The sequence below is a fragment of the Magnetovibrio blakemorei genome (genome assembly GCF_001746755.1).
Lineage (GTDB): Bacteria > Pseudomonadota > Alphaproteobacteria > Rhodospirillales > Magnetovibrionaceae > Magnetovibrio > Magnetovibrio blakemorei.
In genome coordinates this window covers 227638-250522 of sequence record NZ_MCGG01000008.1, presented here as the reverse complement: position 1 = coordinate 250522, position 22885 = coordinate 227638, and the positions used below count along the sequence as shown (strand labels likewise).

The window sequence follows — 22885 nt, the reverse complement described above, 5'->3', positions numbered from 1 at the left end:
AAACATGCCCATCGACGTTAAAATTTGTGGCATTAACTCAGTCGAAGCCCTGGACGCCGCCGTGGCCGGGGGCGCGAAGATGCTGGGCTTTGTGTTTTTTCCAAAATCGCCGAGGGCGGTGACGCCAATGGAAGCCAAGGCGCTGATGGCGCACGTGCCCGACGGGGTCTTGAAGGTCGCCTTGATGGTCGATCCCGACGATTTTGATGCGCGCGCGGTCTGTCACCAATTGCCCATCGATATTTTACAGCTTCACGGGTCCGAGAGTTTGGAGCGCGTTGCCGACCTCAAGGCCGTGACAGGACTACCCGTCATGAAGGCCGTCGGCATCGCAGGGGCGGATGACATTGCCCGGGCACACAGTTATGAAAGCGTCGTCGAGCGGTTGTTGTTGGACGCCAAAGCGCCCAACGACGCGGTGCTGCCGGGTGGCAATGCGGTGAGCTTCGACTGGCCTTTGATTGCCGACGAAACGTGGACAAAACCGTGGATGTTGGCGGGCGGATTGACGGTGGAAAACTTGAGCGAAGCGGTGAACATCAGCAAAGCGACCTTCGTTGACGTGTCCAGCGGTGTCGAAGACAGTCCCGGTGTGAAGTCGGTGGCAAAAATTCGTGCCTTTCTCAGCCTTGCCAATTCATTATAAGTCATGTGAAAGCCACATTTAGCGGCTCAAATCTGTGGCAATTGGACGCATCTCTTGCTATGGTCCGCCCTCCAAACCACCCGAGTACCGAAGCCCACTGAGTGCTGAAACCGATGAACAAGCCCAACACATTTCGCGCTGGCCCGGACGAAACCGGACATTTTGGCATCTTTGGCGGCCGCTTTGTGGCCGAAACCTTGATGCCGCTGGTTTTGGACGTGGCCAAAGCCTATGAAGAAGCCAAGGCGGACCCCGAGTTCGCCCGCGAAAAGGCCTATTATCTGGCTCAATACGTGGGCCGTCCAAGCCCCTTGTACTTTGCCGAGCGGCTCACAGCCAAGCTGGGCGGGGCGAAAGTTTATCTCAAACGCGAAGACTTGAACCACACTGGCGCGCACAAGGTGAACAACACGGTGGGGCAAATCTTGCTCGCCAAACGCATGGGCAAAACCCGCATCATAGCCGAAACCGGGGCCGGTCAACACGGCGTGGCGACGGCCACCGTGTGTGCGCTGTTTGACATTCCGTGCACCATCTACATGGGCACCAAAGACATCGAACGCCAAGCGCCCAACGTGTTTCGCATGAAAATGCTGGGCGCCGAGGTCAAACCCGTGACCGTGGGCTCGTGCTCGTTGAAAGACGCCATGAACGAAGCCATCCGCGATTGGGTGGCCAACGTCGAAAATACCTATTTCCTGGTCGGCACGGCGGCGGGCATGCATCCGTTTCCCATGATGGTGCGCGATTTTCAGTGCGTCATCGGCGAAGAAGTTCGGGAGCAATGCCTCAAAGCCGAAGGTCGTTTGCCCGACACCTTGGTCGCGTGCATCGGCGGCGGCTCCAACGCCATAGGCTTGTTCCATCCGTTTTTGGACGACGCCGACGTGCGCATCATCGGTACCGAAGCGGCCGGACGGGGCATTGAGACTGGCAAACACGCCGCCAGCCTGACCGCGGGGTCGCCCGGCGTGCTGCACGGCAACCGCATGTATTTGCTGCAAGACGAAGACGGCCAGGTCAAAGAAGCCGACAGCATTTCGGCGGGCCTGGATTATCCCGGCATCGGACCGGAACATTGCTGGCTGCACGACATCGGACGGGTCGAATACGTGCCCGTCACCGATGACGAAGCGCTGGCGGCGTTTCACACCCTGACCCGCTTGGAAGGCATCATTCCGGCTTTGGAATCAGCGCACGCTTTGGCCCACGTCATCAAGCTCGCCCCAACGCTTCCCAAAGACAACATTTTGGTGATGAACCTGTCGGGACGCGGCGACAAAGATTTGAACACCGTCGCCGCCCACATGGGTGTGGAGATGGGGGTGAACCTGTGAACGCCGTAAACGCAAAATCCGTGGTGACACGTTTGGCCAAACGCTTTGCCGATTTGAAAGCCGAAGGGCGCGGCGGTTTGGTGGCGTTTGTCACCGCTGGCGATCCCGACGCCGACGTCGGTCTGGAAATTTTGTTGGGTCTGCCCGCTGCGGGGGCCGACATCATTGAACTGGGGATGCCGTTTTCCGATCCCATGGCGGACGGCCCGGCCATTCAGGCCAGTTCCCAGCGCGCTTTGGCACACGGTATGACGCTCAGAAAAACCTTGGATCAGGTGCGCACCTTTCGCCTCCAAGACGATGCGACGCCGATTGTCTTGATGGGGTACTTCAATCCCATCCACCATTACGGCGTCGAAAAATTTGTGTCGGACGCCAAAACGGCGGGCGTGGACGGTTTGATCATCGTCGATTTGCCGCCCGAAGAAGAAGCCGAGCTGTGTTTGCCCGCGCTGGCCGGCGGCATCAATTTTATTTATCTGACCGCCCCCACCACGGACGATGAGCGTCTGCCGCGCGTGGTGGAGAATGCGTCAGGATTCGTTTACTATGTGTCCATCACCGGGGTTACCGGAACGGCGTCAGCGGCGGTTGGCGATATCGAAGCCGCGGTTGCGCGCATTCGCCGTCACACCGATCTGCCCGTCGCGGTGGGTTTTGGCATCACCACGGCCCAGGCTGCCGGCGATGTCGCAGCGGTTGCCGATGCCGCCGTTGTGGGTTCGGCCCTGGTCAATCGCATCCGCGACAACTTGGATGCGGGCGGCAAGGCCAAGCCGGGTTTGGTCAAAGAAGTGTTAGGCTTTGTCACAGAGCTTGCGGACGGTGTCCGCAAAGGCAACAAATAAAGGATCACGCATGAACTGGCTCAAAGATTTCGTCAGGCCGAAGCTCAAAGAATTGGTTGGTGGGGGCAAAGACATCCCCGAAAACCTGTGGCATCAATGCCCCAGCTGTCAGCAGATGATCTTTCACCGTGACTTGGAAGCAAAGCTCAACGTCTGTCAGCATTGCGGCCATCACATGCGCATTGGTGTGGGCAAACGCTTAGAGCTGTTGTTTGACGGCGGTGCCTACAAAACCGCGCGCTTCACCTCTCCGGTCACCGATCCGCTGAAATTCAAAGACATCAAACGTTATTCGGATCGTTTGAAAGAATCCCAATCGAAAACCTCGGAAGAAGACGCGCTGATCGTCGCGCACGGCAAAATGGGCGGGCAAAATGTTGTCATCGCCGCGTTTAACTTTGCCTTTATGGGCGGCTCCATGGGCACGGCGGTGGGGGAAGGCATCTTGACCGCGTCGCGTCTGGCTCAGGTCCAGGACGCCTCGCTGATCATCATTCCCGCATCCGGCGGCGCGCGTATGCAAGAAGGCATTTTGTCGCTGATGCAAATGGCCCGCACCACCATTGCGGTGGAGGAAGTCAAAGAAAAAGGTCTGCCCTATCTGGTGCTGTTGACCGATCCCACCACCGGGGGCGTGTCGGCCTCGTTTGCCATGTTGGGCGACGTGGCGATTGCAGAACCGGGTTGCGTGATCGGCTTTGCCGGACGGCGCGTGATTGAACAAACCATTCGCGAGCAACTGCCCGCCGACTTCCAAACCGCTGAATATCTGCTCGACCACGGCATGGTCGACATGGTGGTGGAACGCAAAAATTTACGCTCAACCATCATTCGCGTGCTGTCTTTGTTGCGCAACACAGGCGCTCCGGCGGACGTGGTGGAACTGCTCGCTGAGCCGGTGGTTATGCCCGATGCCAAGTTCGGCAAATCGATCGTCGATGCGCCCATTCCCCACGGCGCGCGTCCACCCGAAGGGGATGGTCGAAAATAGCGTCCTCCGCATTTTTCCGTCCCAACAGTTTGTGGGCTTGAACGACCCGACGTGACCTCACATATAAAGGCCCATCATGAGCACCGATGACATCCTCGCGCGCTTGATGGCGCTGCACCCCAAATCCATCGACCTGAGCCTCGAACGCGTAGAGCGTTTGTTAGGCGCTCTCGATCATCCGGAACAGAAACTGCCCCCGGTGGTGCACATTGCGGGCACCAACGGCAAAGGTTCGACCGCCGCATTTTTGCGGGCGTTCTGCGAGGCGGCGGGGCTTAAGGTGCATGTCTACACATCACCGCACTTGGTGTCTTTTAACGAACGCATCCGCGTGGCCGGACAGATTATTGATGACGATGCCTTGAACGCCGTGTTGGAAGCGTGCGAACAGGCCAACGCGGGTCTGCCCATCACCTTTTTTGAAATCACCACGGCGGCGGCGTTCTTGGCCTTTTCCAGGGTGGCGGCGGACATCGTTATTTTGGAAACCGGGTTGGGCGGGCGCTTGGATGCAACCAACGTTTTGGATCAGCCGCGCTTGACCTGCATCACCCCGGTGTCGCTGGACCATCAGCATTTTCTGGGCGAAACTCTGGAAGAAATCGTCGCGGAAAAAGCGGGCATCTTGAAACCGGGCGTGGCGTGCATTGTCGCCGCTCAGGGCAGTCGCGCCGCCGATAAGGTGTTGAAGAAAAAAGCCAAAGAGGTCGGCGCCAAGTTGATTTGGGAAGGGGCTGATTGGTTTGCCCGCTCTAAAGGGGGGCGCCGCTCTCAAGCGGACAGCGGCATGCTCTACAAAGGTCACGGCGTGCAAGGGGAAGTCGAACGGGCCTTTCCGACGCCGCACTTGCTGGGGCGCCACCAGATGCACAACGCCGCCTTGGCGATGGCCTGCGCAGAAGCCTTGGCCCCGGATTTTGACATTTCAGATGCCGCCATATCGCTGGGGCTCAAGGCGGTGCGCTGGCCTGGACGTATGCAGCACTTGACCCAAGGACCGCTGGTGCAAGCCCTCCCGCCCCAGTGGGAGCTGTGGCTGGATGGTGGACACAACAAAGCGGCGGCGGAAATGCTGGCCCAGCACACCCGCCAGTGGCGCGGGCAAGATTTGTGGCTGGTGTTTGGCGCGTTGAACCAACGCCCACCGCTGGCGTTTCTCAAGCCCTTGGAAGGCAAAGTTAAGGGAGTGCGCTGTGTCGATATTCCCGACCAAGAAAACACCCTGGCGGCTGTCGAAGGCGCCAAGGTGGCGGCGAGTCTCAATATGAACGCCAAAACCGCCGCTTCGGTGAATGATGCCGTCGCCTCCATCGCCGCTGAGCAAGTCCCAGGCAGTCCGCCCGCCCGGGTCTTGATATGCGGGTCGCTGTATCTGGCCGGGCACGTTCTCAAAGACAACTCCTAAGTCGGCTCTCTTGCATTGAAAGCAGTACCTGAGCAGTGCAGTAATATATTAGAACTATATTATACTAAAATGTACTGTAAAAATAACTGGGTCATACTTGGGAAATTTGCTAAAATTAAAGCCTGAAAAGCAGGAAGGAATTGAAGGAGGCCCAATGACAGTTCCGACCGAGGAAACACGCGCGGAAATTCAGGCTCAATTGATTACATCACTTTATAAAGGAACCGTATCTGCGGTGAGCGTTCACGTCGTTCTCGCTGCTGTACTTGCTTATATGTTGTCGCATGTTGTGGAGGCCACGCAGTTGGTGGTGTGGGGCGGGGCCTTGGCGCTGGTCTTTGCCGTGCGCATTTGGGCCAACACAAAGTTTACCGCCGCAGCTCCCCGTGCCGCAAACATCCGGCCCTGGTGGTTGCTGATGATGATGACGGCCTTCCTCACGGGGTTGGCGTGGGGCGGTGCGGCATGGGTATTTTTAGCGGAAATTCCGCTCGACCATCAATTGTTTCTGGCGATGATCTTTGTCATCATCACCACCGGTGCGATGAGCTATTTGTATCCCGTGCCCTCTGTTTTTCTGGCTTTTATCGTTCCCGTTATGGGGCTTTTTTTAACCCGCAGTGTGCAAATTGGTGGTGATCTGCATGGCGCCGTTGCGACTGCGGCGGCGTTGTTGTGGGTGCTGTCGGTCTACTTTGTGAAGCGCCATCGAGATGAATTGATGCAAAGTTTAGAGTTGCGCGAACAATACGCCGCCGTGTTGGAACAGTTGGCGCAAGAAAATAAAGAAGTCCGTAGCGAATACAGCGAAACCCATAAGATGGAAGTGGTTCTGCGACAAAAAACAGCGGTCCTCAACGCGGTGTCCAAGGTCCAAGGTTTGTTCATCGCCAATCGCCAACCGCGAGATATTTTTGATCAAATGCTGCAGATCATCATCGAACTGACGGACAGCTCGTTTGGATTTATCGGTGAGCTGGTGGTCCCTGAAGACGATGCGCCGTATCTCAAAATATTTGCGATCACAGATCAGGCCAAAAGGGCGCTGCTCAAGGCAGGCCAAGGAGACCTCAATCTGCAATGCCATGATCCGAAAACCGTCTTGGGGTACATCGTCAACAGCGGAGAACCGATTCTTTCAAATGACGCAAACTTTGATCTTCGTTGTGAGGGTCTGCCGAAGGAGAGGCCGAATATAAAGGCTTTTATGGGTGTCCCGCTGTACATCGGGGATCAGATAGGGGGTATTTTTTGCCTCGCAAATCGGTCCAAGGGCTATGACATTGAATTGCTGACGGCGCTGGAGCCGGTGATTACGGCAGCGGCGCAGATGATCGATGCGGTACAAAGTCGCCGCGCGCGAGCGGAAACACAAGAGCAACTGGAGCAGGCTAAAGAACAAGCGGAAAGCGCTAACAGAGCCAAGACCGAGTTCTTGTCGTCCATGAGCCATGAATTGCGCACGCCGATGAACGCGGTTTTGGGTTTTGCGCAGTTGATGCAATACAATCCGAAAGTTCCGTTGCATCCCGTTCAGGCCGATCATGTCGAGCAAATCATCAAAGCGGGCAACCATTTGCTGGAACTGATCAACGAGGTTCTGGACCTGTCACGCATCGAAGCGGGGCGGGTGAACTTGAGCGTTGAAACGCTGGATATTCACGAAGTCGGCGAAGACTGCATTGCTTATATTTCTCCGCTGGCTGCACGGCGCGGACTGGAGCTGAGCGCCGACATTCCAGCACCCGGCCAGGTCACTGTTGTTGCCGACCGCATGCGGTTTCGTCAAGTGCTGCTGAATTTGCTGTCCAATGCCGTGAAGTACAATGTGCACGGCGGTTCGGTTGAATTGTTGATCACACACGAAGAGAAAGGCATGGTGCGCTGTTGCGTGATTGACGACGGCCCCGGCATCGACATAGCCAAACAAGAAGAAATGTTTGAGCCCTTTTCGCGCTTGGGTGCGGAATGCACCGATATTGAAGGGACCGGCATCGGCCTAACCATATCGCGCAAGTTGACTCAGCTGATGGGCGGCAAGTTGGGCTTTGAAAGTGAGTTGGGAAAAGGGTCAAAGTTTTGGGTCGATCTGCCCAGCGTCGAAACCGTGTTGGATGTTCCCGTTATTGATCTGACCGGCAACAGTTTACCGCAGTTGCCCAGCGGCCAACACAAGGTGCTTTATGTCGAAGACAACCCCGACAATCTGCGCTTGATGGAACATGTGATTCCGATGCTCAACGATGCCCACCTGATCAGCGCACACACCGGCGAGCTGGGTGTGGAGATGGCCGAGGTCCACCATCCCGATGTGATTTTGATGGACGTACATCTGCCGGGCATTGATGGATTTGAGGCGTTAAAGCGTATACGCGCCAATGGCAACATCGCCACCATCCCCGTGATCGCCATCAGCGCCGACGCCATGAGTGCCGATATCGAACGTGGACTGGCCGCAGGTTTTGACGCCTACCTGACCAAACCCATTGACCTAAAGCAGGTGGTGGAAAGCATCAGCGCCGTGCTTGGGCCGTCGTAATCGTTTGACCTCATATGATAATCAACACTGTGCATCAGGGCTTATTATCAGTATAAGATGACCGTTTGTCGTTTGTCTCTTCGCATACGATGCAATATCAGGCTGCATTTACAGCTCACACACATTGTCCGTGCCCCCGTTAGCGGGTGCGGTCCTTTCTTCTTTGATAGGCTTTGAATGCATCTCAGAAAATGGCAACAAAAAATCATCGACAGCTTTCCGTCGATCATTCGCCAGCACCGCAAATTTATTCTGAAAGCACCCACGGGTGCCGGCAAGACAGTGCTGGCCAGCGAGATCGTTGAGCGGTTTTATAAGGACCAGAAGATTGTGGTGCTGTGCCACCGCCTGGTTCTGTTAGAGCAACTCGAACAGGCCTTGAGCAAAAAACACGCTGTGCGCAAGTTGGTGGCGTCGGATACGGGTCATGCTTTTGAAGGCTACGATATTTTGCTCTCGACCAATATGCGCGCCAAGGAAATGTTGGCAGACGCGATCACCAAGGCCGACCTTATCATTGTCGACGAGGCGCACCGCGTCTCGCCCAATGGACGGGCGTATAAACGGATCATCGATACCTTTAACGAAAAGGCCAAACCCGATGCCCACTTCATCGGTCTGACGGCCTCGCCTGAACGCATTACGAATGATCAGCGTGACCAGCTGAATTTGGCCTTTGATACCATCATCGACTGCGCCAACATCGAAGACTTGATTGAAGAAGGCGTGTTGGTGCAACCGGTCTATCGGGCTCATTTTGTGCACGATTTGGAGTTGGACGGCATCGACATCAGTTCAGGGGACTTTCCGGTTACCAAACTGGCGCCTGCGATCATTCGCTCATCGATGATCGACTATGCGACGTGGAGCTATAACGAAGAGCGTTTGAAGGTTTCGGGCAAACCGATCTCGGCCTGGTTCTGTGCCGACATCAGCGTTGCGGAAGCCACGTTGGAAAAAATCCAGGAATTCGGCATCAAGGCCGCAATCATCACCGCTGGGACCTCCATCAAAGAGCGCATGCTTCTTTTGGCCCGTCATGAGCGCGGTGAGATTGAGGCCATGGTCTCGGTGGGTGTGCTCGCCGAGGGCTGGGATAACCCATTTTGCAACATCATCGTCCATCTTCGCCCGACCTTGTCAAAGGTGCTGTGGGGGCAGTCCGTGGGCCGTGGATTGCGCTCGGCACCGGGCAAGGACAAATGCATCGTCATCGATGTGAGCTCCAACTGGAGCACATTCGGTCCTGTTGAAAAACTGGAATGGAGCCTGTGGAGCACACGGCGTTCTCATATGAAGTATTTGAACCGGTTCAACTGGATCGGTCGACAACATGATGGCGAGGACGTTCACGACACCTATTTGCTGTGCAAAAATGTCTTGGCGAACAAATCGCGCTGCTCACACATTTATAAAAAAAATGCCTACGAAAACGACACCTGTCCGGTCTGCGGCACCTATGCGGCCACCGATATCTACAAAGAGCAGAAACTGGACAGCTCCCTGAACGAAGGGGGGCTGCATCAGCTGTTCTTTGACAGGGCACCCAAGGTTTACGGCGAGATGAACCTGTCGGTTTGGGAAAGCCTGGGCGGGATGGCTTGGAAATCCGCCACCGACAAAGAGCGCGTGTTTCTCACCTTCTGCATGGCTTTTGCCGAAGTATCTGGCGCAGAGACCCATTCGGAATCGGAATATTGGGATGCTGCCCTCGCCACAGAAACGCAGATCCGTAAGTATCTTGTGAAACATAAGTTCTGGATCAAAAAACAAGAAGATTTTGAATTGACGCTTATCGCCGATGGCCTGCTGGCCGGCAAACAAATTCGCTCCTTGCCTGCCCATTACGGCATTTCCCTGTGCGGAACGGCCTTTCAAACCCACACGTCCGCCGAAAACGAACGCAAGTACCAAAAGGCCATTAAGATCACCGAAAGGCTCGCCATGCTCGGCTGCTCCTCACACGACAACCTCCCTTACTTCAACGCAGCTGATCATATGGGTGTTTGATCGGTGGTCGTGCTGCTGGTCGGGGCACGGTCTTAAGCGTTGGACTGCGTAATTTGGGTAATCGACAGTTGACACGTATCAATGCATCCTATGCATACGCGGGTATAGTGTCGCGCCAGAGGCTGTTTTGTATGATTTAAATTTCTTGTTCTACGTTAAAAAATTCATAAATAGTATTGTGGGACTGCGGAAAGCTGAGTGAGTGTTGATCAGGTCATCATGGCGTTTCCGTGGGCATTTTTTTGCTGATGCGCTCAAGCCTGATATCCGCAATAGGGGAACATGGTAGAGTGTAATGTCAGATATTGTTGACAAAAAAACAAAAAACCTCGCTTTGCAATTGCTCCCCATGCAGCTTCTTAGTGTGGTCATCGTTGCGTTATTGGCATGGTTTTTTGTACCTTACTATGTTGAGAAGAGCGCAGAAGAGCAAGCGGCACTTGCGGCCGAACAGGTGGCTCGTAATTTTCTGACGCTTCGAACCTATTATACCGATAATGTTGTCAATAAAGTGCTCAACAGCGATGGCAATCTCATCGTTGACCACGGACATAAAACCATAGCGAATGCAATCCCTCTGCCCGCGAGTTTGATCTTTGATATGGGTGAACTTCTCAAAGATAGCCAAGTCCAACTTAAATTTTACAGTCCCTTTCCATTTGAAAACCGCAAGGATCGACAGCTCGATGCTTATGGTCAGGCGGCCTGGCTTGCGCTCACACAAAACCCCAATACCCCATATGTTCAGCATACAAAAATGAATGGTCAGGAAGTCGTTCGCTTAGCCGTGGCGGATAGAATGACCAGTCAAGTTTGTATCGATTGTCATAACTCTCATCCCCTAAGTCCGAAAAAAGACTGGCACTTGGGAGATGTTCGGGGGGTTCTGGAAATCTCCAGTAATATTTCCAGCCAAGTCAGTAAGGGCCACAAGCTCGGCCTGTACATTGTGATCGGATTTGTGGTCTTGATCGGGGGCATGATGGCCATGTCTTTTCGCATAACGTTTGTCGAGTTTGATAAATGGAGTAACGCTCGCAAAATACATGAGCGGGAACTCTCAGATGCTTCGATGAAAGCGAATGCAGCAAGCAAAGCGAAGTCCGTATTTTTGGCGAATATGAGCCATGAACTGCGAACGCCATTGAATGCGATCATTGGATATTCAGAAATCCTGTCGAAGGGTATCTTGGGAAAATTAAACAATGCAAAACACGAAGAGTACGCCCTCGATATATACAATTGTGGAAATCATCTGCTCAATTTGATTAACGATATTTTGGATATTTCGAAAATTGAAGCGAAAAAGGAGGAGTTGTCCGAACGGATCATTGAGGTTCGGCTCATGATGGAAACCAGTTTGCAACGCGTCCGGCCTCTCGCTGATCAAAAGGGTATAACCCTGTCTATCGACGTGCCGGATCATCTTCCTGGCCTCTTGTGCGATGAAAGACGGGTCGTGCAGGTGCTCATCAACCTCCTGAACAATGCCATCAAATTTACCAATATGGGCGGTCATGTCGATTTTACGTCTGAGCTGGACGGGGCGGGAAGACATGTTGTGAAGGTTTCCGATAATGGCCGTGGCATTGCTCAGGAACACCTGAGCCGGATTATTATGCCTTTTGAGCAAATCGGCGATGCTTTCGATTCCCCTCAGGAGGGTACAGGTTTGGGTCTTACCATCTGTAAATCCCTTATGAAACTTCATGGGGGTGATTTGGAAATTTCAAGTGAACTGGGAACAGGAACAACGGTGACGGTCACGTTCCCACCGGAAAGAACCGTCCCAGACACGACCGATCCGGGGCAAAATCCAACGTTGGCGTAAGCCGCCTGTCCCCTGTGATAAAAGCAAAAAAATGGAGCCGGCCCTTGGGGCGGCTCCATTTTGATTTTTGATCCCAGGAAGGCTCTGCATCCATCCAAAAGGCGGATTAGAGCGAGCTTTGGATCCATTCTTGCAGTTTGTTCTTCGGCAAGGCACCGATTTTAACCGAGGCGGGCTGGCCGTTTTTGAACATGATCAAGGTCGGAATACCGCGCACGCCGTATTTGGTCGGCGCTTTGGGGTTGTTGTCGATGTTGAGCTTGGCGATGACGAGTTGCTCGCCCAATTCTTCAGAGATGGCTTCCAGCGCGGGGGCGATCTGCTTGCACGGACCGCACCATTCCGCCCAGAAATCGACCAGCACAGGGGTGGTCGATTGAAGGACTTCGGCGTCAAAAGTGTCGTCGGTGATCTCTTTCATGTGATGGGATCCTGAAAAATCATGAAGGGTTAAATCGTTGTCCCAAATCTAAGTGGGCGAAGGCCAAGCGTCAAGCAATCCGGAATGGGCAAATGGACCAAGGGTGCAAAAGCCTTCAATTTGGGGGGCATTTGGCATCTGGCTCTGGCGGCAGTTCCATCACATGGGGGCCGTCGGTCCACAGCAACAGGCAGCGAATCTGTTTGTTCGGGTAGATTCGCGCCAACAGCGTACGGTAACCGGCCATTTGCCCCAGATACTGGGGCGCCACCAGGGCCGGGTCCTTGGGCGCGGGGCGGTTGGTTTTGTAATCAATCACCAAAACGTCATGCTCGCGCACCAGCAAACGATCCAAGCGCGCCGACACCACCTGGGCATCGATGACGCCCGACAGGCTGACTTCGGCCAAGCTGTCAGGACCAAAAAGCGGGGCAAATTCGGGGTTTTCCAAAACCGCCAAGGTTTCCGTCAAAATATCGCCTTGCAGCGCCGGGTCGAGGTCATGGGCCGGGCGCGCCAGCCACGCCCTGGCCGCTGACGCGCGTTTTGCCGGGGCCAGGTTGGGGAGAATCTCCAGCAATTTGTGCACCAGCAAACCGCGTTTAAAACGATCCGCATTGTCGCCCGCAAAGGGTCCCAACGCGGGCGGCGCTTCGGGTTCGGGGCGCGACGGCGTCAGCGGTTTGGGCGGGCTGTCTTCCAAGGGGGCCGGGGTATGGGCCCAATCGGGCAGTCGTGTGTCCAGGCGTGTCGGTTTGGCCAAAGCGGGTTTTTTCGCCTCGACCTCTTGGGGTGTTTCATAACGCCAAGCGATTTCGCCATCGCCAAAGGGAATTTCCGTTCCGACGTCGGCCACGACGGGTTGGATGAGATTGTACCAACATCCCTCAGTTCGCCCGCGGCTGTCTTCAAACCCGGTGATGTACAAACGGTCCTTGGCGCGGGTCATGGCGACGTAAAGCAAGCGACGGTATTCGCGTTCACGTTCAGCGCGTTCCGCGTCGGTTTGGTCTTGAAACACTTGGCAGCGGGCATCTTTGTACGGAGCCCACAACACCCCCGCGGGGGTATCCGCATCTTTGCCGCCCAACCACTGAATGGGTCCGTCTTGGCGGCCATCGGGTTTGGTGCAGGTGTCGGTCAAAAAGACGATGCCCGCTTCCAGGCCCTTGGCTCCGTGCACGGTCATCACCCGCACCTGATCGCCTTGCACGTCCATGTCGCGTTTGATTTGTTGGGCGCTGGCGGTGAGCCAATGCAAAAAACCTTGCAAAGACGGCGTGTGGGTGCGTTCAAAATCCAGCGCCAGGCTGAGGAACTCATCAATCGGGTCTTCGGCGTCCACGCCCAAGCGGCGCGTCAACGCCAAGCGTCCACCATCGCGCAAAAGGCCTGCATAAAACTCATATGGCGGCATGAAGTCGGCGCGCGCCAGCAAGTTGGACAGCACGCTATGGGCGTGGGTGAAACTGGGCAATTCGTGCCGGCGGTGTTTGAGTTCTGCCCACAGGTTGCCGCGACGGGGGTGAGCCAGGGTGAACAGGTCTTCTTCACTGAGACCCACCAGGGGGCTTTTGAGAACTTCGGCCAAGCTCAAATCGTCTTCGGGCAGCACCGAGAACCGCCCGGCGGACAGCAAATCCATCACCGCCATTTGTTCCGTCAACACCATGCGATCCGCCCCCGCGACGGGGATGGAGTTGCTTTTCAATTGGCGTACCATTTCTTCGGCAAAACGCGCCCGGCGGCGCACCAAAATCAAAATATCGCCCGCCTGGATGGGACGGTCTTGAGACGTGAGGATGGTTTCGCTGGCGATCCAGTGTTTAATCGTGTCGGCAATCTGACGTGCCAGACGCATTTCGGCCCGTTCTTCACTGACGTAATCAACGGGCACGTCCCAGGGTTCAGAGGTCGTCTTTTCCAGCGGCTTGTGGGTGGGCCATACTTCGACCAAACCGGCTTCGCCCCGGCGGTGAGAATCATGTGCCACCCGTTCGCCCGCAAAGGTCAGACCGTCGGCGGCCTCTGGGTTGGCGAACACCCGGTCGACGACTTGCAGCACCGCGCGGGTGGTGCGAAAAGATGTGATCAAGGGAATTGCGGAAAACTGTCCGCCAGCGTTTTTCACCCGAGATTCAAAGTGTGCCTGCATGCGCCCGAATTCGTGGGGGTCGGCCCCTTGGAACGAATAGATGGATTGTTTTTCGTCGCCCACCGCAAACACCGTGCGCGGTTTGGGTTGCGGGGAATCCGCGTGTTCTTCGTGCACCCCCGCGCCCGCATAAAATTCTGCCGCGATGCGTTTGACGATGTCCCATTGGGCGGGGCTGGTGTCTTGGCTTTCATCGACCAAGATATGATCGATGCCGCCGTCCAGTTTGAAGTGCACCCAACTGATGCCTCCGTCGACCATCAACAAGGCGCGGGCTTTGTCGATCAAGTCGTCGTAATCTAGATGCGCGCGCACTCTTTTTAAGCGCTCATAAGCCTCCAGCATGGCGTGGCCGACGACCAGCAGGTGCCCGGTGGCGTCTGCCGTGGCACGGGCTTTCAGCTTGTCCAGCGCGGCCAAAACGCGGGCTTGCTCAGCGGCCAAAGTATCTTCCGCCGCTTCCGCCCCTTTGGTGGTGAGCTTCTTGCGCGCCTCGCCCGCTTGGGTGACGAACAGCGGCGCGTAGTCGCTTTGAAAGTGCTGGGCGCGATCCGGGTTTTTGATGTAGGCGCGCAACTTGACGGCAAAGTCTTGGCTGGTCTTGGCACCTTTGCTTAACGCATTGGCTGCTCCCATCAGTCCAACTTCGTTCAAGGACCTGTCGATGGCGGCTTCGATGGCTTGGACGGAGGTTTCGTCCGCTTGCAGTCCCACCAATTTGGTCACAGCAGGACCGATGCCGCCTTGGCGGGCATAATCTTCAAGAGCGTCGGCCAGCTTGGCTCTGTTGTTGGCGAGGCTTTGCATCAGGCTGGAAAAATCGTCTTCGCCCACGTGTTCGGCAATCGCTTCGATGGCCTGGGCCAGGGCGCTGGCGGGCTCTAAAACGGTGCGTTCCAGCATCCGTTCGCGGGCTTCAAACAACAGCTCGGCGGTGGTGCGTTCATCAATGACGGAAAAATGCGGCGCGACCCCGGCTTCGATGGGAAAGCGGGCAATCAAGCTTTCGCAAAACGAATGGATGGTGCGAATTTTCAGGCCCCCCGGCACGTCAAGCACGCGGGCGAACAAGCGTCGCGCGGTTTGCAGGGTGGTTTCGTCGGGCTCGGCTTGGGTCAACAAGCGCAGGTCTCCGCCCAGCGCTTGGTCGTCCATCAAGGCCCACGCGCCCAACTGGGTGTTGATGCGTTCCGCCATTTCCGCGGCGGCGGTTTTGGTGAACGTCAGGCACAAGATTTTTTGCGGCGGTGCACCGTCCAGCAGCAACCGGGCGATGCGATCCACCAACACCCGGGTCTTGCCGGTGCCCGCGTTGGCCGACACCCACACGGAGCCACCGGGTTGGGCGGCGGCGTATTGACCGGCGGTGCGTTTAAAACCACTCATGCGTCGCCTCCATCTTCGCCGCCCGCCGACCATTCCTTGACCCGGGCCAGATGATTAAAATCACCAAAGCGGCTTTGGAACATGGGCCGGGGGTGCGACAGGTAGGGCGTTTCGGCGTCGCCATATTTGTGAACCATCTGCACCAGACGTTCATAGGCGTCTTGGGTGGCTTGGTTGCCGTCCAGCTTGATGGGCTTTTGCTCGCCCGCCACCCGTCCACCGGACAGGCGCACATACAGCAGACCGGAAATGTCGGCGTTGCCTTTGAGATCTTGAAACCCCCCGCCCTGGGCGATCACCGCTTCCAAGGGCAATTGTGGGGTGAGGCCGCTGGCGACCTGCGGGGTGGTGGGTGGTTGCCCGGTTTTGTAATCGATAAGGCTAAGCCCGCCCGCGGCGTCCCGGTCAATACGGTCAGCCTGACACGTCAGCGTGAACGGCCCGGTCAGGCCGTCGATGTCAATCTGACCGTTTTGTTCAATGAGAACGGGGACAAACCCGGCCGCGCGGCGCTGGCGTTCAAAGCCAATGAACCAAGCGGCAATACGTTTGAAGCGCGGCCACCAAAAGGCGCGGACGCCGGGGTTGGCGATGTATTCGTCAAACACCTGTTTGCCGATCTCCATCAACTCCGCCTCGGCCATATCATCGTCTTCGGGCAGGGCCTCCATGTGGGCCTTGATGAAACGTTCCAAGGCTTTGTGCACAACGATGCCGCGGTCCGCCGCACCGGGGTCGGCTTCAATATCGTCCAGCGGCTCCAGGCGCAAAATCTTCCGCGCATAAATGGCGTAAGGGTCGCGAATCCAGGTTTCCACTTGGGTGACCGACAGGCGCATGGGCCGCGCCGTGACGGGGGGCTTTGGCTTCGGCGGCTTGATAGGTTCGGCCGCATCGCCGGATCGGGTGAGATCATCGGCCCACGCCAGCCAGTTTTCATCTAAGGGTTCGCGCAAAGCTTCGTCATTGGCGAGCAAGGTTTTTAGGCGAACCAGCCAACGCGACGGCACTTGGGGGCTGCCGCCGGACCGTTCGGAGCGGGTCAAATAGATTTTCGACGCGCTGAACGCTTGGACAAAATCATGCGCACTGAGACCGATGCGGCGTTCCGGCAAGGGCAAACCGAACTGGCGCATCATGGGGCGGCTCATCCATGGGCTGGCGTCAGTTTCGGGCGGCCAGGAGCCCTCGTTAAGACCGCCCAACACGACATGGTCGGCGTGTTGCAGACGCGCTTCCAAAGGCCCCCAAATGAACACACGGGGATGGCGGGCATACCGCGGACGCACCGCTCGGCCCGCCATCAGGGCTTGGATGAGCGCGGGATAAAGATCGCCGGGCAGGGGATCGAGTGCGGCCAAGGCCTCAAACGCCTCGGCGACAAAGCTGCTCAGCGCTTCGCCCGCCTCAGTGGCCCACAAGCTGCGCTCCGGTCCTTGGGCCAGCTTCACGGCGCAATCCGTGTGTAAGCGCAAAAGATGAGCGGCATCCGTATGGGGGGTTTGCAACGCCTGGGCAAAAGGCTCGACTGTTTCGCGCAGCAATTGGATGACGGTGCGGATGTCTTTTTGCGCCAAGCCGTGGCGGGCAAAGCGTTGGCCAGCGCGTTCGTCGTGCAAAAACACCCGGTGCAAATCCTCCAGGCCCTTTAACCCCGCACCCGGTCTTGGGCCACGCAGCAAAGCAATTTCCAAGGCCCGCACGGCGCTGCGTAAACCTGTCGCGTCAAGCCCCACGGCCTCGCCTGAAGCTAAGGGATGCTTCAGGCATGCGAGCAAATCGACGGGCTGAAATCCGCCCGCTGCCATGTCGGCCAAAAGATTGAAAAAGGCTCCGGGTGGTGTTTGGTCCAAGGGCGTTCCGGCAGAATCGTCCACCTCCACGCCCCAGCGACCCAGTTCCACCGCAACCCGGCGCGCCAAGGACCGGTCTGGCGTGATCAGCGCGGCGGTCTTAAAGGGCTCTTGCAAGGTGCGGCGTAAAATCAGTGCGATGGCGGTGGCTTCTTCGCGCGGGGTCGGCGCGTCCAGACGCACCACGCCTTGGAGCGCTTGGGGAGAAACGGGCTCAGTACTTTGCCACAGGTGGGTGGCTTCGGCGGGGGCCAGAGCCATGTGCAGCAATGCGGTGCGTGGATGAATGGGGTCTTGGGCTTGGGCTTGGTCTTGGGCTTGGTCTGGGGCCTTGTTCCAGGGCAAAACCTGGGCGCGCTCCAAACCGATTTTGTGCAGCAACTGCGCCATTCCGTATTGGGGATGGGTGGCGTCCAAATTTGCCCACACGTCATCATCCGTGTGTTGGTCCAAGCCCGGCAAAACCAGCGCGCCTAAGGGCAAGTTTGCGACGACTTGTAACAGTTCCGCCGTGGCGGGAATGGTGCCGGTGGACCCTGCGGCGATGATCGGCGTTTGTGGCGGGTTCAATTGCCACGTTTGGGCGCGCGCGCGCAGCAACGCATCGCGCCGCTGGGCTGGGTCGATGTGCCCCATCTGCTCCAACAATGCCGGCCACAAGGTGCCGAGAATCTCCAAAAAATCGACGGTCTTTTGCCAGTGCTTCGACAAATCGTCACGCACCACCAAGTCGGCCAAGCGGCTCAAATCCAAGCCTTCGGTGTGCACTTGGTCGACCAGCTGCGCCAGCTCACCTGCCAAGCGCACGGCTTGGTCGGGGGTGGTATCTGCATCCTTGGCCATCACCAAGCGGGCCAGCAAAACGATGCGCTTGGTGGCGGAAATGGCGGGCGGCAAGGCCAGCGCCTCTTCGATGCCCGCAGTAGAGAGGTTGGCATGCTCCAGGGCCAGATCTTCTTCGTCCACATCGCCCAACGGCAGCATTTGCGGCAACAGCATGGGTGCACCGTTCGATACGCGCAAAAACGCATCGCGCAAGGCCCGACAGGCTCGCCGGGTCGGCAGCAACACCCGCACCTGGGCTAAAGCTTCCGGGGCCGTGCCGACTTGATTGAGGATGCCCTTGGCCAGTTCGTCGACAAACGATTTGTCAGACGCGATGGTGTAAACCTTGGCCCCGCTCATCGGCGTACATCCCGTCCGTGCTGGTGGCCATGCTCAACCAGCCAGGCTTCGGTGTCGTCGCGCGCTTCGGGGGTGCCGACGTGAAACCATTCACCGTCGTGCACCAGCCCATACAAACGGTTCGTTGCCAAGGCGCGGTTATAGAGCACGTTCAGCGAATAGGCGCCGCCCGGTGCGCCCTCAAACAGGCGCGGGTGAAGCAACTGCACACCGGTAAAAACGTAAGCCTTGGCATCGCTATTTTGTCGCCGCGTCAATAGTCCATTGTTCGCTATGGTAAAGTCACCGGGGCCGTCGTAGCCCATGGCGCGATCTGGATTGTGGAGCAGCAACAGCCCGTCCATGGTCCCGTCATTCCACGCCTCGGCCAAACGGGTTAGGGCGTTTTGGGGGCCGTCTAACCACAAGCCGTCGGAATTGCAGGCAAAAAAGGGCTCCAGTCCGAGCAATTTCAAAGCATTTTCAATGCCGCCACCGGTTTCCAGCACCGGGTCTTCGGCGGTAAACTGAACGGTGGGGTGGGTGCGGTCTTTGAGATGCGCTTTGATTTGATGGCCTAAATAATGGATGTTGACCACCGCATGGGCGACGCCCGCGTCCGCAATGCGCGCCAAGGCCCAATCGATGAGGGTCCTTCCGGCCACTTGGATCAGCGGTTTGGGGCGGGTGTCGGTCAACGGGCGCATGCGCGTGCCCAGCCCCGCGGCCAAAATCATAGCAGACGATGGATTCATGAGGCGGCGTCCGGGGCGTGGCGTTTGGCGGCGGGAATGTGCGCATCCATCCACGCTTTCATCTCATTCAGGGCTGGATGGGTGAGGGCTTGTTCCAGCAACCGCCACAGCCGGGCGATGTGATTGAGGTAGTGGGGCTTGGCATCGCGGCGGTCCAAACGGGTGAAGATGCCGATGACCTTGGCGTGGCGTTGGGCGGCCAAGATGGCGTAAGCGCGTTCAAATTCTGTGCGTGCTGGGCCGTGAATGTTGAGCGCGTCGGTGTAGCGTTCCAGCATGCGCGCTTGCAGGGCGGGCTCGATGTCGCGCCGGGCGTCTTGCAATAGGCTCATCAAATCATAAGCCGGGTGCCCGGCCAGCGCGTCTTGAAAATCCAGCAATCCGCACGCTTTAACGCCGGGACGGTCGGGCAAATGCATCAAGTTATCCACATGGAAATCGCGCAAAACCAGGGTCCGGGGGCCGACATGCACATGGGCAAACAGGTCCAGCCAAATGCGTTCAAAGGCGCTGCGGGCGTCGATGGAGACGTCGAGACCTTGGGCGGGCATAAACCAATCGAGCAACAAAACCGCTTCGTCGCGCAGCCGTTTGTCATTGTAAGGCGGCAGCCATTCGGGCGTTACCACTTGGATTTCCAGGGCGTGGAGGGCGATCAGAACATCGGTCGCCAGGGCGTAAAGCATGTCTTCGTCAGCACCGCTATTGAGCAGGTTGGTGAACGTGGCGTCGCCAAAATCTTCCAGCAGCAAAAAACCGTTCTCAGCGTCTTCGCTGAGAATATCCGGCGCGCTGAACCCCAACCCGCGCAAATGCGTGTCGACCAGGACAAACGGGCGCACATCTTCGTGGGCAGGTGGTGCGTCCATCACCAAGGTGCTCTGGTCATCCAGGTGGAGGCGGATGTAGCGGCGAAACGACGCGTCTGCGGACATGGGTGCTAAGTTCGCATCGCCCCACCCGGCAGCGGTGAGGAACGCGGCCATGCGTTGGGCGCGATTGTCTTTGTTTAAGTCCATATCAGTCATGCCCACAGGTCCTTAAGCGTTCGGACCAATCCGTGCTGTGCGGGATCAGTTCAGCTTGGCGGTGGTTACGCCCTTTGGTGACGGTGAGGTGCACATCCAAGCGGTCGCGGGGGATGTAGGTGCCCATGCGGTCCGGCCATTCGATCAGCGAAACGGCATCCGTCAAAGCGTCTTCGATGCCCAGTTCAAAAATGTCTTCGGGGTGGTCCAAGCGGTAGAGGTCAAAATGGCACAGGGTGAATGGCTCGCCTTCGTAGGTCTGCACCAGGGTAAACGTCGGGCTGGGTACGTCTTCGTCGGGCTCGGTCAGGGTGCGGATAAAGGCACGAGCGAATTCGGTTTTGCCCGCCCCCAAATCACCCGAAAGAGCGATCACATCGCCGATTTTGGCGACCCGCGCCAACCGCGCTGCCAACGCGTGCGTCGCCTTCAGGCCGGCCAGTTCGATGATGACGGTTTCGGTGTCTGTGCTCATGGTGTCGTATCATAGCGTGAGCGGTGTCTTTGGCCCAATCTTTTTCCCTTAAAGACCAGTGTGAACCTGTTATAAAGCTCATAAGATTCGCACAACCTGTTTAACCCTCATCCATCGGGAGAGGCTATGCCCAACTCATCAGATGCCCCTACGTCGCATGACGCCGCTGAGGCCCCCTCGGAACCCGTGAAAACTGACGTCGCCGTGATCGGCGCGGGCCCGGTGGGCCTGTTTGCCGTATTTGAATGCGGCATGTTAAAAATGTCGTGTCATGTGATCGATGCGTTGGACGATGTGGGCGGGCAATTGACGGCCTTGTACCCGGAAAAACCCATTTATGACATTCCCGGCCATCCAGATATCTTGGCGGGCGATTTGATTGCCAATCTGGAGGCCCAAGCGGCCCCGTTCCACCCCACGTATCATTTGTCCCAACAGGTCACGGCGCTGGCCAGTAAGCCGGACGGACGCTGGCAGCTCACCACCTCCAAAGGGGTGAGCATCGATGCGGGCGCGGTGATCATTGCGGCGGGCGTCGGCGCGTTTGGTCCCAATCGTCCCCCCTTGGACGGCATTCAGGACTTTGAAGGTTTAGGGGCAGGCTTGGGCGTGAATTATCTGGTCAAGCGCCGCGAAGATTTCCGCGGTAAAAAGGTCATCATCGCGGGTGGTGGCGATTCGGCTGTCGATTGGGCGGTGTCCCTTGCCGAAGTCGCCGAAAGCATCAAAGTCGTGCATCGTCGACCAAAGTTCCGCGCCGCGCCCGAAACGGTGCAGCGCATGGAAGCTTTGGCCAAAAGCGGCAATGTGGAATTGGTGGTGCCTTATCAGTTGGCGGGTCTTGAAGGCGGGCCGGATGGTTTGAACGCGGTGCGGGTTGCGGATTTGGACGGCAACGACCGTGTCTTGGAAGCCGACGTGTTGCTGCCGTTTTTTGGCTTGTCGCAAAACATCGGCCCCATAGCCGAATGGAAATTGGGCATCGAGCACAATCACATCAGCGTTGATCCGGCCACCATGAACGCCGGGCGTGCAGGTATTTTTGGGGCGGGCGATATTGTGTCCTATCCGGGTAAGCTGAAGCTGATTTTGATGGGTTTTTCGGAAGCCGCCTTGGCGGCGCACAGCGCGCGGGACCATATCCATCCGAACGAAGCTTATCATTTTGAACATTCGACTTCGAGTGGGGTGCCGGGCAGCGCCTAGACTGCGGTTTGACAGATGTGGCTGATGTGGCTGATGTGGGCATACGTTATATGAGCGTGAACAATAGGTATCGTTTTTGGGTTGTGTTGGGACTCGTCTTTGGTATGAGTGCGCCGCTCCTTGCCCAAAACGCACCTTCTCAGCCATCCCCATCGGAAAAGGTCCGCGACGAAAAATCCCAGATCGATGACACTTTGCAAATGTGCTTTCAGTGTCACGGCGCAGGCGCGGTGAGTCAAATTCCCACCCGTCCTACGCTGGCCGGACAAAAAGCCGATTATATTCGTCGCCAACTGAAGGCCTTTAGGCTGGCCGCTTTAAGCGCCAACGAAACGACCGAGGGCGGAGACGGGCCGCGAACGGCCACACCGCTCAAGCGCACCGATCCGGTGATGGAGCACATGGTGGCGGGGGTTCCCGATCATTTAATTGATCCGTTGGCTGCGGCCTTGTCGAACTTGCCTTGCGATGGTGGTAAAGCCTCGCCTCCACACACCAAGACTTCGTCTCTTCCTCCCAGCGCAGAGGCCTGCACCGTCTGTCACGGTGTGGATGGCATCAGTTCGCAAAGCCAAGTGCCCAATTTGGCCGGGCAGCAGCGCGCCTATTTGCGTCGCCAATTGTTGCTGATCCGGGAAACCGCCTGGGGGGCGCAGCCCCGTGAAGGCGAAGCATGGCGCAGCCATCCGATTATGGAAGCCCAAACGGCCCGCATTCCCATCGCCGATATCGACGCCATTGCTCGATATTATACCGAGTTGGATTGTCGCGGCGCAAATCCGGGTGGGATTAAATCTGATAGGGCTCAATAACGGTACCCATAAACAAAGGATCT

16 protein-coding genes are annotated in these 22885 nt (G+C 57.1%); 10 read left to right on the top strand and 6 right to left on the bottom strand.

All coding sequences use genetic code 11. The annotated features are described in order from the left end of the window. The first annotated feature begins 4 nt into the window (after window positions 1-4). From BEN30_RS02815 to BEN30_RS02780, 8 genes are all read left to right on the top strand, one after another. Window positions 5-646 (top strand): phosphoribosylanthranilate isomerase, encoded by a 642-nt coding sequence (locus tag BEN30_RS02815; protein ID WP_069956799.1) that lies wholly within the window; start codon window positions 5-7, stop codon window positions 644-646. 113 nt (window positions 647-759) lie between these two features. After that, complete coding sequence (trpB, locus tag BEN30_RS02810; protein ID WP_069956798.1) at window positions 760-1983, top strand: tryptophan synthase subunit beta; 1224 nt, start codon at window positions 760-762, stop codon at window positions 1981-1983. Next, on the top strand, window positions 1980-2831 hold the full coding sequence (gene trpA, locus BEN30_RS02805) for a tryptophan synthase subunit alpha (protein WP_069956797.1): 852 nt from the start codon (window positions 1980-1982) through the stop codon (window positions 2829-2831). The genes trpB and trpA overlap by 4 nt, the downstream gene beginning before the upstream one ends. A gap of 10 nt (window positions 2832-2841) precedes the next feature. Continuing rightward, window positions 2842-3822, top strand: a complete 981-nt coding sequence (gene accD, locus BEN30_RS02800; protein WP_069956796.1) for an acetyl-CoA carboxylase, carboxyltransferase subunit beta — start codon at window positions 2842-2844, stop codon at window positions 3820-3822. Between the two features lie 76 nt (window positions 3823-3898). Then, complete coding sequence (locus tag BEN30_RS02795) at window positions 3899-5227, top strand: bifunctional folylpolyglutamate synthase/dihydrofolate synthase (protein WP_069956795.1); 1329 nt, start codon at window positions 3899-3901, stop codon at window positions 5225-5227. Between the two features lie 154 nt (window positions 5228-5381). After that, window positions 5382-7766, top strand: coding sequence for an ATP-binding protein (locus BEN30_RS02790; RefSeq protein ID WP_084004937.1), 2385 nt, complete (start codon window positions 5382-5384; stop codon window positions 7764-7766). A gap of 177 nt (window positions 7767-7943) precedes the next feature. Beyond that, a complete protein-coding gene (locus BEN30_RS02785) occupies window positions 7944-9776 on the top strand; it encodes a DEAD/DEAH box helicase (protein ID WP_069956793.1) in 1833 nt (610 codons plus the stop codon). A gap of 295 nt (window positions 9777-10071) precedes the next feature. Next, a complete protein-coding gene (locus BEN30_RS02780) occupies window positions 10072-11607 on the top strand; it encodes an ATP-binding protein (RefSeq protein WP_069956792.1) in 1536 nt (511 codons plus the stop codon). Between the two features lie 106 nt (window positions 11608-11713). Here BEN30_RS02780 and trxA read toward each other — a convergent pair whose 3' ends face one another. From trxA to tsaE, 6 genes are all read right to left on the bottom strand, one after another. Next, on the bottom strand, window positions 11714-12028 hold the full coding sequence (gene trxA / locus BEN30_RS02775; RefSeq protein WP_069956791.1) for a thioredoxin: 315 nt from the start codon (window positions 12026-12028) through the stop codon (window positions 11714-11716). Window positions 12029-12143: 115 nt separating this feature from the next. Continuing rightward, entirely contained in the window at window positions 12144-15569 is a 3426-nt protein-coding gene (addA, locus tag BEN30_RS02770) for a double-strand break repair helicase AddA (protein WP_069956790.1), read from the bottom strand. Beyond that, window positions 15566-18607 carry a double-strand break repair protein AddB gene (gene addB / locus BEN30_RS02765; protein WP_069956789.1) on the bottom strand — a complete coding sequence of 1014 codons (3042 nt, stop codon included), beginning with the start codon at window positions 18605-18607 and terminating at the stop codon, window positions 15566-15568. Before addB ends, addA begins: the two co-directional genes overlap by 4 nt. Further along, on the bottom strand, window positions 18604-19341 hold the full coding sequence (locus tag BEN30_RS02760; RefSeq protein WP_069956788.1) for a nucleotidyltransferase family protein: 738 nt from the start codon (window positions 19339-19341) through the stop codon (window positions 18604-18606). Before BEN30_RS02760 ends, addB begins: the two co-directional genes overlap by 4 nt. Continuing rightward, window positions 19338-20369, bottom strand: a complete 1032-nt coding sequence (locus BEN30_RS02755) for an aminoglycoside phosphotransferase family protein (RefSeq protein ID WP_245648964.1) — start codon at window positions 20367-20369, stop codon at window positions 19338-19340. Before BEN30_RS02755 ends, BEN30_RS02760 begins: the two co-directional genes overlap by 4 nt. Continuing rightward, on the bottom strand, window positions 20362-20844 hold the full coding sequence (tsaE, locus tag BEN30_RS02750) for a tRNA (adenosine(37)-N6)-threonylcarbamoyltransferase complex ATPase subunit type 1 TsaE (RefSeq protein ID WP_084004935.1): 483 nt from the start codon (window positions 20842-20844) through the stop codon (window positions 20362-20364). Before tsaE ends, BEN30_RS02755 begins: the two co-directional genes overlap by 8 nt. A 126-nt stretch (window positions 20845-20970) precedes the next feature. On the opposite strand from tsaE, the gene BEN30_RS02745 reads away from it, so the two are divergent. Together BEN30_RS02745 and BEN30_RS02740 are read left to right on the top strand one after the other, a co-directional pair. Further along, window positions 20971-22050 carry an NAD(P)/FAD-dependent oxidoreductase gene (locus tag BEN30_RS02745; RefSeq protein ID WP_069956786.1) on the top strand — a complete coding sequence of 360 codons (1080 nt, stop codon included), beginning with the start codon at window positions 20971-20973 and terminating at the stop codon, window positions 22048-22050. Between the two features lie 104 nt (window positions 22051-22154). Further along, window positions 22155-22862, top strand: coding sequence for a c-type cytochrome (locus tag BEN30_RS02740; RefSeq protein WP_069956785.1), 708 nt, complete (start codon window positions 22155-22157; stop codon window positions 22860-22862). Window positions 22863-22885 lie beyond the last annotated feature (23 nt).